11 protein-coding genes and 1 riboswitch are annotated in these 13,101 nt (G+C 35.1%); all 11 genes read left to right on the top strand.

Features of this window, described 5'->3' with window-relative positions:
- The first annotated feature begins 14 nt into the window (after positions 1–14).
- Entirely contained in the window at positions 15–1,973 is a 1,959-nt protein-coding gene (locus D7D81_RS16275) for a sigma-54-dependent Fis family transcriptional regulator (RefSeq protein WP_125991084.1), read from the top strand.
- A 153-nt stretch (positions 1,974–2,126) separates the two neighbouring features.
- Positions 2,127–3,923, top strand: a complete 1,797-nt coding sequence (locus tag D7D81_RS16270) for an aldehyde ferredoxin oxidoreductase family protein (protein ID WP_125991083.1) — start codon at positions 2,127–2,129, stop codon at positions 3,921–3,923.
- A 105-nt stretch (positions 3,924–4,028) separates the two neighbouring features.
- Positions 4,029–5,069: a tungsten cofactor oxidoreductase radical SAM maturase gene (locus tag D7D81_RS16265; protein ID WP_125991082.1), complete on the top strand. Its 1,041-nt coding sequence runs from the start codon at positions 4,029–4,031 to the stop codon at positions 5,067–5,069.
- Positions 5,070–5,082: 13 nt separating this feature from the next.
- Positions 5,083–5,307 carry a MoaD/ThiS family protein gene (locus D7D81_RS16260; protein ID WP_125992304.1) on the top strand — a complete coding sequence of 75 codons (225 nt, stop codon included), beginning with the start codon at positions 5,083–5,085 and terminating at the stop codon, positions 5,305–5,307.
- Between the two features lies 1 nt (position 5,308).
- Positions 5,309–5,989: a HesA/MoeB/ThiF family protein gene (locus D7D81_RS16255; protein WP_125991081.1), complete on the top strand. Its 681-nt coding sequence runs from the start codon at positions 5,309–5,311 to the stop codon at positions 5,987–5,989.
- Between the two features lie 200 nt (positions 5,990–6,189).
- Positions 6,190–6,311, top strand: a riboswitch (molybdenum cofactor riboswitch).
- A gap of 77 nt (positions 6,312–6,388) precedes the next feature.
- Positions 6,389–7,210 carry an ABC transporter substrate-binding protein gene (locus tag D7D81_RS16250; RefSeq protein WP_286169832.1) on the top strand — a complete coding sequence of 274 codons (822 nt, stop codon included), beginning with the start codon at positions 6,389–6,391 and terminating at the stop codon, positions 7,208–7,210.
- 163 nt (positions 7,211–7,373) lie between these two features.
- Positions 7,374–8,066 (top strand): ABC transporter permease, encoded by a 693-nt coding sequence (locus D7D81_RS16245; RefSeq protein WP_286169831.1) that lies wholly within the window; start codon positions 7,374–7,376, stop codon positions 8,064–8,066.
- Positions 8,066–8,767, top strand: a complete 702-nt coding sequence (locus D7D81_RS16240; protein ID WP_125991080.1) for an energy-coupling factor ABC transporter ATP-binding protein — start codon at positions 8,066–8,068, stop codon at positions 8,765–8,767. Before D7D81_RS16245 ends, D7D81_RS16240 begins: the two co-directional genes overlap by 1 nt.
- 18 nt (positions 8,768–8,785) lie before the next feature.
- The gene (locus D7D81_RS16235; protein ID WP_125991079.1) at positions 8,786–10,018 is read left to right on the top strand and encodes a molybdopterin molybdotransferase MoeA; all 1,233 of its coding nucleotides are present in this window, start codon (positions 8,786–8,788) and stop codon (positions 10,016–10,018) included.
- A gap of 203 nt (positions 10,019–10,221) precedes the next feature.
- A complete protein-coding gene (locus D7D81_RS16230; protein WP_125991078.1) occupies positions 10,222–12,123 on the top strand; it encodes a molybdopterin biosynthesis protein in 1,902 nt (633 codons plus the stop codon).
- Positions 12,116–13,099 carry a GTP 3',8-cyclase MoaA gene (moaA, locus tag D7D81_RS16225; protein WP_125991077.1) on the top strand — a complete coding sequence of 328 codons (984 nt, stop codon included), beginning with the start codon at positions 12,116–12,118 and terminating at the stop codon, positions 13,097–13,099. Before D7D81_RS16230 ends, moaA begins: the two co-directional genes overlap by 8 nt.
- The last annotated feature ends 2 nt before the right edge of the window (positions 13,100–13,101 follow it).

Below are 13,101 nucleotides of genomic sequence, written 5' to 3'. Positions count from 1 at the left end.
GGAGTGAAATTTTAATGAATAACCTAAATTTATCAGATAAAAAAGAATATATAATAAATTCTCATAAAAGGTGCAAGGATTATAATGTTAATGTTGATCGAGTATTTAGCGGCAAAATCATTGATGAAAATGAACTTTTCGAAAAACTTGAAGCAAAAAGAGAATTAATTGTTACGGCAGAGCCTTTTATGAATCAATTATATAATTTTGTGAAAGGATCTAATTTTTTTTCAATATTAACTGATGAAGAGGGTTGTATTTTAAGTGTAATTGGAGATGAAGATATTCTTTCTGAGGCTTTTTCTTTTAAAATGATACCTGGGGCATATATGGATGAAGTTAATATTGGGACAAATGCTATGGGGACAGCTTTAGTAGAAGGTCAAGCAGTCCAGATTTCTGGTAAAGAGCACTTTATAAAGGTCTATCATCGTTGGACCTGTTCTGCTACACCGATAAGAAATACTAAAGGTGAGATTATTGCTTCCCTTGATTTAACCGGTTATAGTGAAAGTGTTCATTCACATACTCTTGGTATGGTTGTGGCAGCTGCCAATGCCATCGAAAAAATGTTGGAAATAAAAAAATATACCGAAGAACTATCTATGGCGAAAATGTATACCGAAACTGTTATTGATTCTATAAAAGCAGGGATTCTAACAGTTGATCTAGCTGGAAATATTATAACTGTTAACAGTTATGTAGCAGATATGTTTGGATATAAATCAGATAAAATGAGGAAAATGAAGATCTGGGATTTATTTGAAGGCTGGGAAGAGGTTAAAACTACAGTTTCTGCAAAACAGAATTTTATGGAAGAAGAGGTTTTTGTAAATGCTAGAAAAAATAAGCTTCAGTTTAATTTAAGTACCTATCCTATACTGGACTACGAAGAGAATGTAAGGAATATTATTTTTGTTTTTAAAGAAGTAAAAAAGGTGAGGAAACTGGCTAATAAAATTATGGGACGTCAGGCTATCTATACCTTTGATAAAATAATTGGCAAAGACGAAGATTTTCAAAGGATGGTTAAATTTGCTAAAAAGGTCTCAGATAGTAGATCAAATATTCTAATTATGGGTGAGAGTGGTACAGGTAAAGAGCTTTTTGCTCAGGCTATTCATAACTGTAGTAATAGAAGTCAAGAACCTTTTGTGGCAATAAACTGTGGTGCTATACCAAGAAATTTGATTGAATCTGAATTATTCGGATATGAAGAAGGGGCTTTTACTGGTGCCAAAAGCAGTGGACAACCTGGAAAGTTTGAAATAGCTGATGGAGGAACAATTTTTCTTGATGAAATTGGTGAGATGCCCCTTGATATGCAAACTAGATTACTGCGGGTGATTGAAGAAGATACAGTGAGTAGAATAGGAAGCATTAAGGAAAATGTTGTAAATGTTAGAGTTATTGCAGCGACTAATAAGGATTTATATAAAGAGGTTCAAAATGGGAATTTCCGTAAGGATTTGTTCTATAGACTCAATGTTCTGCCTGTAAGACTTCCACCTTTACGAGAACGAAAAGAGGATATTCCACTTTTATTTGAATTTTTTATGAAAACGAAATCAAAAAAAATGAACAAGAGAAGTGTAAAAACTTCTGAGGAGTTTATTAAAACTCTGGTAGAATATGAGTGGCCTGGCAATGTAAGAGAACTTGAAAATTTAGTAGAGTGGATGATTAATATGGAATCTGTTCCAGATAAGATTGGTGGAAGGAAAACTGTATTATCAAAAAAATCAGGGATTAGTTTTAAAACCTCTGTTCTAAAAGATGCAAGTGCTGAAATAGGCAAAGATTTAAGTTTGGCAGCTGTGGAAAAAGAGCATATTATCAAAGTGCTTAATTTGTATGATGGAAATATCAGTAAAAGTGCTAAGGCTTTAAATATAGGCAGGAATACCCTTTATAGAAAAATAGAAAATTATAAAATAGACTGTTCTGTTATGGAGCAATGTTCCAATATATAACACCAAAAACTTTTTGATATGTATCAATACAGAACAATATCTAAATATATATTATTTTGTCCTTTGAAACCCTTTGTATTAAAGGGTTTTTTTTATTGGCATGAAGATTGCATATTTAAATATATATGATACTTATTTGAAGGAGGGTATATTATGTATGGATATAATGGTAAGATTTTAAGAGTCAATTTGAGCAACAAAACAGTAAAAAATGAAGAACTGGACATTGACCTGGCACAGAAATTTATTGGTGGTAGAGGATTAGGTACCAAAATGCTGATGGATGAGGTTGACCCTAAAGTTGATGCCTTAAGTCCAGAGAATAAATTGATTTTTATTACTGGCCCGTTAACAGGAACCAGTACACCAACTGGTGGAAGGTATATGGTAGTAACTAAAGCGCCTCTAACAGGTACTGTAGCTAGTTCTAACTCAGGTGGATACTGGGGTGCTGAACTTAAATTTGCCGGTTATGATGCTATTATTTTTGAAGGAAAGGCTGATTCACCTGTCTATCTTAATATTGTTGATGATAAGGTTGAAATTAAAGATGCCTCTCATCTCTGGGGAAAAGTTGTTTCCGAGACTACCCATGTTTTAGAAAAAGAACATGGAGAAAAAGTAAAAGTTGCGACTATTGGACCTGCTGGTGAAAATCTTTCCAAAATAGCAGCTATTATGAATGACCTGGGTAGAGCTGCAGGACGTTCTGGTGTTGGTGCTGTAATGGGCTCAAAAAATCTTAAAGCTATAGTAGTTAAAGGAAATAATAAAGTTGATATAGCAGAGCCTGACAAACTTAAAGAAGTTTTCTCTGTCTGTATGAAAAAAATAAAAGAAAATGGAGTTACCGGACAGGGACTACCAGCTTATGGTACAGCTGTGTTGGTTAATATTATCAATGAGAATGGTGTATTTCCAACCAATAATTTCCAGTATAGTACTTTTGATCAGGCTGAAGAAATCAGTGGCGAGACTTTAGCAGATAAATATCTAAAAAAGAAAGATCCTTGTTTTAGATGCCCAATAGCTTGTGGTAGGTATTGTGAAGTTGATGATATTGAAGGTGCTGGACCTGAGTATGAAACTGTCTGGGCTTTTGGCTCTGATTGTGGAGTATCTAACCTTGGTGATATTATTAAAGCCAATTATTGGTGTAATGAAATAGGAATCGATACCATTTCTGCTGGTTCTACAATTGCTGCAGCTATGGAGTTATATGATAAAGGATATATTAAAGAAGAAGAATTAGCTGGAGCACCTGAACTTGCCTGGGGAAATAATGAAGCGATTATAGAATGGACAAAGAAGATGGCTGATACTGAGGGACTGGGAGCTAAGATGGCTCAAGGGTCTTACAGACTTTGTGAAATGTATGGTGTTCCAGAAATTTCAATGACAGTTAAAAAACAGGAACTGCCTGCTTATGATCCTAGGGGTATACAGGGCCATGGGGTACAATATGCTACTTCTAATAGAGGTGGCTGCCATGTTAGAGGTTATATGATTTCCCCTGAGATCTTAGGACTTCCTGAAAAACTTGATAGATTTACTCTGGAAGGAAAACCAACCTGGGCTAAAATATTTCAGGATTTTACTGCAGCTATTGATTCATCTGGACTGTGTCTCTTTACTTCTTTTGCCATGGGGGCAGAAGATTATGCTGCTCTGGTCAATGCTGTGTGTGGTACTAGTTTGACTGGAGATGATTTTATACAGGCTGGTGAAAGGATATGGAACCTTGAAAAAATGTTTAACCTGGAAGCAGGAATTGACCCTTCAGAGGATACATTACCTAAGAGATTACTAAATGAACCCATTAAAGATGGCCCTTCCAAGGGATGGGTACACAAATTAGATGAACTCCTTCCCCAATACTATGAAGTCAGGGGCTGGGGCACTGATGGAATACCTACTTCAGAGAAGCTTAAGGAATTAGGGTTAGCATAGATAAAAATACTAACAATACCATAAAGGCTTCTACTTGAGGCCTTTATGATATTTTTTTAATTATTAAATGTCAATGTTTAAAATGGTAGCAGGAAGGTTGATAATATGTCCTTACAGAAACTCTATCTTGAACTTACCAATAAATGTAATTTAAATTGTGTAATGTGTTACAGACATTCCTGGAGTGAAAAATTACAGGATATGAACAGAGAATTATTTGCGAAGATAAAAAAGGAAATAAATGGTTTGGATAGACTTAAATCCATTGTTCTGGGAGGAATTGGAGAGCCTACCTATGCACCTCTAATTTATAAAGCTATTAAAGAACTAGGGAATTATAATTTAACATTGACTACTAACGCTATAAAAATGGATGATACTTTAGTTAATTTGATTATTCAGTATGTTAATCTGATTATGGTTTCAATTGATGGTTTACATGAGAATTTTTCGAAAATCCGGGGAACAAATTTAGATCTTGTTGTTAATAATATTAATAAAATTAATGAATTGAAAGAAAAGAAAAAAAGTAGTACTCTTTATCTTGGTATCCAGTTTGTTATTTCGAAAAATAATGTTGACGATATTTTTAGATTGATAGATCTAGCCAGTGAATTAAAGGTCCATCAATTAGTATTATCAAATTTATTACCGCAAAAGGAAGAAAATGCAGATAAAATTCTCTATACTCGCTATGAGAATAAAGAAATCAAGTCTTTATTTAATAAAGCTAGTAATTATTCCTTTAGAAAGGGAATAAATTTAATACTCCCAAACTATGAATTAAAGACAGAAAGAAGATGCACCTTTATCGAAGATAAAGCAGCTTTTATTAGTGCTTCTGGTGAAGTTGTTCCCTGTTACAGGTTATCACATACTTATAAGGAATATGTATTTGGCAGGAAAAAAACAGTTTTAAAACATTCATTTGGTAATTTGCATGATCAGAGTTTGAAGGAGATCTGGGAAAGTAGCGAATACAGTAATTTCCGCTCTATTATCAGTAATAATCGATACCCTTCCTGTATTGATTGTGATTATGCAGAAGGATGTGATCTGGTTAAGGATACAAGCACTGATTGTTATACTGGGAGCCCTTCCTGTGCCGACTGTCTGTGGAGTAGAAAGTATATAATTTGCCCTTAGGAGGTGGAGGATGATGAAAGTAGAGATCAGATTATTTGCGACATTGAGAGATGGAAGAGATAAAGTACTGGAGATGGAAGTAGAAGAAAATACCACTGTGAGTAAAGTGTTGGATATATTTAAAATAAAACAAGAGGATGTAGCCCTTTTATTAATAAATGGTAGGGATGGAAAATTTGATGCTAGGCTTCATGAGGGGGATTATCTTTCTTTATTTCCTCCTGTTGGAGGGGGATAAGATGGAAAAAAGGTATCTAAAAAATATGACTATGCTCTCAGAATCAGAAATTGAAAAAATAAAAAATAGTCAAGTATGTGTGATCGGGTGTGGTGGTCTTGGGGGATATGTTATTGAAATGCTGGCAAGGCTTGGTGTAGGAAATATAACAGCAGTAGATGGAGATATATTTGATGAAACAAATCTTAATCGACAGTTATTATCTGATTCTAATGTTATTGGAAAAAACAAGGCAGAGATTGCCAAAGAGAGAATAGCTTTGGTCAATCCTTTGATAAACTTTATGCCGATTTCTCAAAATATAAATAATGATAATGGAATTGAAATTTTGAAAGGACATGATGTTATTATTGATGCTGTAGATAACATAGCTACCAGACTGCTTTTACAGGAATTAGTTTATGAGTTGAGGATAATACTGGTTCATGGAGCTATTGCTGGTTGGTATGGACAGGTTACAACTATTTTCCCAGGAGATAGGACTCTGGATATGTTATATGCCGAAAAAAATATGGAGGGAATAGAAAAGAAATTAGGAAATCCTTCTTTTACTCCGGCCTTTGTTGCTTCTGTTCAAGTAAGTGAAACATTAAAAATACTTATTGGTAGGGGTGAATTGTTAAGGAATAAAATTCTTTATGCTGATTTATTTGCGCAAGATTATGAGGTTGTAAGCTTATGATTTTTTTATCTTGTTGTCCATAAAAACTTTGTATGATAGAAAATTAGAAAGGTTACCAGCTGTTAATATACTTAAATTTTCAATATTATGCTAATAATGCTATGAATCGATAATTTTTGACTAAAATTGTTGGGTTTGTTATAATTTTGATAGATAATTGCTAATTTTCAAATTATAATTTACTATAATTTGTGATAAAATAATATATTTATCTTCGAACTTTTTTACCTAAGGAGGAAATTCTATGGTGATTTAGTCGTTTGGGTTTAAAGGGAAACCTTTCAGCCTCCCGTGTTTGGAAAGAAGATATAAATTAAGGATTGATATCTGCTTTCCGTTAGGTATTGGTCCTTATTTTTTTATAATTTAATAATTTAGCTAAGGGGATGATTTATAATTATGTCAAAGAAAAGAATGACACTTGTATTTGTACTTGTCTGTTTAATGGCTTTAGTTGTTGTAGGGTATGTTAGTGGTGTGAAAGACCAAAGATTAATTATGGCTACAACCACCAGTACCGATAATTCTGGTTTGTTAGACAAATTAATTCCTGCTTTTGAAAAGGGTACAAATATTAGAGTGGATATAGTTGCTGTTGGCACAGGGAAGGCTTTAGAATTAGGTAGAAATGGGGATGCAGATGTACTATTGGTACATGCTAAACCAGCAGAATTGGAATTTATTGATAATGGCTATGGGGTTAACCGGCGGGAAGTAATGTATAATGACTTTATAGTTCTTGGACCTAAGAGTGACCCGGCTGATATAAAGGGTAATTCAGATGCTTTAGCAGTATTCAAAAAGATTGCTGCAGCAAAAGCAACCTTTATTTCCCGTGGTGATGATTCTGGAACCAATAAGAAAGAATTAAGTATCTGGAAAGAAGCTGGGATTGAACCCCAGGGTAGTTGGTATCAAGAGACCGGCCAGGGAATGGGAGCTAGTTTAACAATTGCTAATGAAAAACAGGCTTATATTCTGGCTGATCGCGGAACTTATTTAGCCTATAAGGACAAGATTGAGTTGGAGATTGTATCTGAAGGAGACCCATTGTTTTATAATCTTTATGGTATAATGGCTGTTAATCCAGAAAAACATAAAGGGATTAACTATGAGGGAGCAATGGAATTTATAGAATTTATAATGTCTAAAGAGGGACAGGAGATTATTAGAGATTTTACGGTTTCTGGAGAAAGATTGTTTAATCCACTTAACTTGTAATAGATAGAGTGGAGAGTAATAGAGGTTAGTGGTAGAGTATAGGGACAAAGGCAGAGGTGAAAACAATCATTTTAGTCTGAAACTCTAATACTCTATTCTCTATTACTCTAATTAAAGCTCGTTACACGTTACTAGTCACTGTTTTTAGAAAGGGAGAGTTCTAGTGGAATATATTTTAATCGGGATAAAGAATGCTCTGGAATTAATTCTAACTATGGATCAGGAAGTTATGCAAATTGCATTATTGTCAATAAGCACATCTTTTTTCTCTGCTTTAATAGCTTCAATTATAGGTATTCCAATTGGATTTTTAATTGGACATTATGATTTTAGAGGCAAACGGGTTGTTATAACTATTTTAAATACCTTATTGAGTTTACCAGCAGTAGTTGTAGGAATATTAGTGTTTGCTTTTATTTCCAGACGAGGTCCTTTAGGTGAGCTGGAATTACTTTTTACTTCAAAAGGAATTATTATTGGACAGGTTATCCTGGCTTTACCTATTATCAGTACTTTAACCCTAAATACAGTTAAAAATTCTGAAAGCCAGGTAGTTGCTACCGCGTTATCTTTAGGTGCCTCCCAACAACAAGCTCTTTTTATGTTATTAAAGGAGATCAAGTTTGGGGTTCTGGGGGCGGTTATAACTGGTTATGGACGGGTAATAGGTGAAGTTGGAGTTTCCATGATGATTGGTGGCAATATTAAACGAGTAAGCAGAACATTAACAACTGCTATTGCTCTGGAGACCACTAAAGGTGAATTTGGTTTCGGAATTGCCTTAGGGATTATCCTTATGTTTATCTCATTAATAATTAATTTTATACTCCACAGCTTTCAGGCAGGTGGGGCCTGATGACAGAACTACTGGTTGGAAGAGAGATTATAAAGTATTATGGTAAGGACAAAGTTTTAGATATAAGTGAAATAACTATTAAACATGGTAGTATTCTGGCCTTAATGGGGCCAAATGGAAGTGGTAAGACAACTTTGATTAAAATATTAAGTCAATTAGAGGAAAAAAATACTGGAGAGATATATTATCAGGGTGAAAAAATAAATAAGAGAGATAGCTTAAAGGTGCGCCGCAAGATAGGTTTTATCTGGCAGAAACCTTTACTATATAGAGGCTCTGTTTATGATAATATTGCTCTTGGGTTAAAATATAGAAAGATGGGAAAAGATGAAATACAAAAACGGGTTGCTCAGGTTATAGATAGATTAAAGATAATTAACTTGAAAGATAAAGATGCTAGAAAACTATCTGGTGGTGAACAACAGAAGGTATCTATTGCCAGGACTTTAGTTACTGAGCCTGAGCTAATTTTTATAGATGAACCCAATACAAGTCTTGATATCGAGAGTATAGGTTTAGTTGAAGAGATTATTAAGGAAGAAGTAAGAAAGGGAGTAAGTATTGTCTTAGTTACCCATAATTTCTATCAGGCAAAAAATCTGGCAGATGAGATAATTATTTTAAGAAAAGGAAAACTAGTTGCTCAGGGTGGGGCAGAGCAAATTTTTACAATGCAAGAGGAATTATTGAAGTGTTTATAATTATGAAGGAGTGGTCTGATGTCAGAATTATTACAATTAGTTGAAATAGATAAAATTCCCGATTTTTTTGAAGGAAAACTAGCTATTAGTTTGGCCACAGAGAAAATAAATATTACAAAAGCAAAAGGCAGAGTTTTAGCCAGAGATGTTATTAGTCAGATCGACCTACCTCCTTTTTCCAGATCAACAATGGATGGATATGCTGTAAAAGCCACAGATACCTACGGTGCTTCTGAATCAATGCCTGTTTATCTGGATCTGGTTGGTGAGATTTTAATGGGTGAAGAAGCAGAACAGGGGATTAAGATCGGACAGGCAGTTAAAATTGCAACTGGTGGTATGTTGCCTAAAGGTGCAGATGCTGTGGTAATGGTAGAATATACAGAAGCCCTGGGAGAAGATATGATTGAGGTCTTTAAGTCAGTAGCCAGTAGAGAAAATATAGTTGTAAAAGGAGAGGATATTACTCAAGATAATCTCCTATTAAAACAGGGACATTTATTACGAGCTCAGGATATAGGGGCTTTAGCTGGAATTGGTATTACAGAAGTAGAGGTTTTTTTAAAACTTGTAGTTACAGTCTTTTCTACTGGAGATGAATTAGTAGCACCTGAGCAAAGTCCTAAATTAGGCCAGATCAGGGATATAAATACCTATCTGGTGGGTAGTCTAGTAGAAGAAACCGGAGGAACAGTAAATTATGGTGGTATTATTGCAGATAATAAAGAAGAATTAAAAAACAGGATTGGAGCAAGTTTGAAAAATAGTGATTTAGTTATTCTATCTGGTGGTAGTTCTGTTGGGACTAAAGATTTAACTATTGAGGTTTTAAATGAATTAGGGGAACCGGGAGTGCTGGTTCATGGAATTAGTATTAAGCCTGGAAAACCCACTATTTTGGCTTTAATTGATAATACTCCTGTGATAGGATTGCCTGGCCATCCTGCTTCGGCAATGACTGTTTTAAAAATTATAGGCACACCTATTATTCAAAAATTAGCTGGACAAGAGATTAATCAATTTCAAGGTAGTGTATCTGCTAAGTTAAGCCGTAACCTGGCTTCTGATAAAGGGAGAGAGGAATATATAAGAGTTAAACTAGTAACAGAAGACGGTCAATTATGGGCTCAGCCTATTTTAGGTAAATCAAGTTTAATTACTACTATGGTAGAAGCTGATGGTTTAGTTAAAATCGATTTAGGTAAAGAGGGCCTGGATCAGGGAGAAGAGGTTCAAGTTTTATTATTTTAATAGTTAGCACACTATTGTCAATAGATATGTGGAAAAGTTTTAAAGGAGATTTATTATTACACGTCCGAGAAAATGATAATTCTGCCGCTTGTCACTCCTTCCGGCGTCCTGACTACACAAAAAATATAAAGTCGCTATAGAATTATAATTTTCTCTGGGTTTTTGGACTCATTACTAGTCACGGAAAAGCAGGAGGGTATAAAATGACCAGAAATATTTATTTAAGTAATGTATCAGTAGAAGAAGCAAAAAAGAAATGGTATTCTGCCTTAGAGTTAAAGAGGGCAATGGAAAAGATAGATATTAGAGATGCTTTAGATAGAATAACAGCTGAACCGATAGTAGCTAAGGTTTCTGCTCCTCATTACCATGCTTCAGCGATGGATGGAATTGCTGTTAAAGCTGAAAAGACAGCAGGAGCATCAGAGAAAAACCCTATTAAGTTAGAGAAAGATAAGGATTATCAAATGATCGATACAGGGGACCCCATCCCTGCAGGGTGTAATGCTGTAATTATGATTGAAGATGTCAATAGAATCAATGAAGAGACAGTTGAGATTGAAAAAGGAGCTACTCCCTGGCAGCATGTACGAACAGTAGGAGAAAGCTTAGTAAAAGGAGAGTTAATTTTACCTGCTAATCATCAAATATCTCCCTATGATATTGGGTTAGTATTAGACGGTGGAGTTATTGAAGTTATAGTTTTTAGCCAGCCACAGGTTCAGATTATTCCCACTGGTACTGAGCTGGTAGAGCCAGGTGCTTCTTTAAAGCCCGGTAATATTATTGAATTTAATTCTCAGGTCTTAGCTAACCTGGTGCAAAAATGGGGTGGAAAAGCTGTCAGGAAGAAAATTATTCCTGATAATTATCAGGAAATTAAAGCAGAAGTCAGTAGAGCAGCAGCTGAGATGGATTTAGTAGTAATTACAGCTGGCTCTTCTGCTGGGAGTGAGGATTATACAGCACAAATTCTGGCTGAATTAGGGGAAGTATATGTCCATGGAGTTAGTATGAAACCCGGTGGACCTGTTATTTTAGCCAGGATAGGTAATACTCCGGTAATTGGAGTGCCAGGTTATCCTGTTGCAGCAGCCTTGACTTTTAGATTATTTGCCCGGTCAGTGATTTATCAGTTAGCAGGAAAAATGAAAGAAGAAGATAGAAAAGTAAAAGCTAAAATAGTTAGTAAGGTTCTTTCCAGTTTAGGGTTTAGAGAGTTTTTAAGGATTAAATTGTCTGAGCTAGATGGTGAAGTTGTTGCCACTCCGTTAGCTAGATCATCAGGGGTAATGGGCTCATTAGTAGAAGCTGATGGTTTAGTAGCTATTTCTGAGTTTAGTGAGGGATTAAATAGTAAGGAAGAGGTAGAGGTAGAATTATTAAAGGATAGAGTTAGAGCAGAAAAAACTTTACTAAGTGCTGGAAGTAATGATCTAACTTTGGATATTTTAAAGGATGAATTAGCTGGAGCAGGCTATGATTTTATAGCTAAATCTACCGGCAGTTTAGGAGGGTTAACGACCTTAAAGAGAAGAGAGACTCATCTGGCAGGGACTCATTTACTAGATCCAGAAACAGGGGAGTATAACTTTTCTTATCTTAAGAATTTATTTAAGAATAGAGAGATTATGCTGGTTAATCTAGTTTATCGGGAACAGGGATTAATGTTTAGAAAGGATAATACTAAAAAGATTCAGGGGTTTGAAGATCTAGCGAAAGAAGATCTCTTATTTATTAATCGTCAGCGGGGAGCAGGTACCAGGGTATTACTTGATTATATGTTAAAGGAGAAAGGCATTAATCCGGAAGAGATTAATGGTTATGAGCGGATAGAGTATACTCATATGACTTTAGCAGCAGCTATAGCCAGTGGAGGAGCAGATACAGGACTGGGAATTTTAGCGGCAGCCCGGGCCTTTGATCTTGATTTTATTCCTATAGCAAAAGAGAGATATGATCTGGCAATTCCTAAAGAGTATTGGGAGGATGAAAGGATGCAAAAGTTATTACAGGTGATTCGCAGTGATAAGTTTAAGGAGAGGGTTAATAAACTGCCTGGGTATGATACTTCACAGACAGGTCAGGTGATGAAAGATGAGTAAACTTATAGATACTTGTGGTCGAAAGATAGACTATTTAAGGATTTCTGTAACAGATAGATGTAATTTGCGTTGTTATTATTGTATGCCTCCTGAAGGGGTTGAGTTTAAAGACCATAGTGAAATATTGAGATATGAAGAGATTGTTGAAATAGTAGAAACAGGAGTAAAATTGGGGATAAAGAAGATTAGACTGACAGGGGGAGAGCCTCTGGTAAGACCCCAGCTTGTTAAACTGGTTAGAATGTTAAAGCAGATACCAGAGATTGAGGATATATCTATAACCACTAATGGAATTTTATTGGCAAGATATGCAGAGGAATTATTAGCTGCTGGTCTGGATAGAGTAAATATTAGTTTAGACACTTTACAGGCTGATAAATTTAAAAAAATAACAGGATTTGATAACCATCACCAGGTTATCTCTGGAATTGAAACTGCCTTAAAGCTAGGTTTAAATCCGGTTAAAATCAATGTAGTTTTAATGAAAGGTATTAATGATAATGAAGTCTTTGATTTTATAAATTTAACTAAAGAGGCTTCATTACATGTTAGATTTATTGAATTTATGCCTGCTGGTAATAATAGTGCTAAAGGGGATGATAGATATTTGGGAATTAATGAATTGAAGGAAAGAATTAGTAGAAAAGAAAAGCTATTACCCGCCCGGTTTAGCCAGGGAAACGGACCAGCAGCTTATTATAAATTGTCAGGGGCTTTAGGTACTGTTGGGTTTATTACTCCAATCAGTAATCATTTTTGTAGTAGTTGTAACCGTTTAAGATTGACAGCAACCGGACAGTTACGGCCCTGCTTAACCAGTGACCAGGAGTATGATTTGAAGGGCATCTTAAGAGATAGCGAAGATACTCGCAAGTTAAAAGAGGTCTTTGTTAAGGCTATTAAAAGAAAGCCAGAAGAGCATCAAATGTATCAAACAGATTGTTTTACCAAGAATATGTCACAGATAGGAGGGTAAAG

Origin of the sequence: Halocella sp. SP3-1, assembly GCF_003953885.1 — a bacterium.
Lineage (GTDB): Bacteria > Bacillota > Halanaerobiia > Halanaerobiales > DTU029 > Iocasia > Iocasia fonsfrigidae.
The sequence above is the reverse complement of the archived record's forward strand: the minus strand, read 5'-3'. Positions and strand labels throughout refer to the sequence as shown.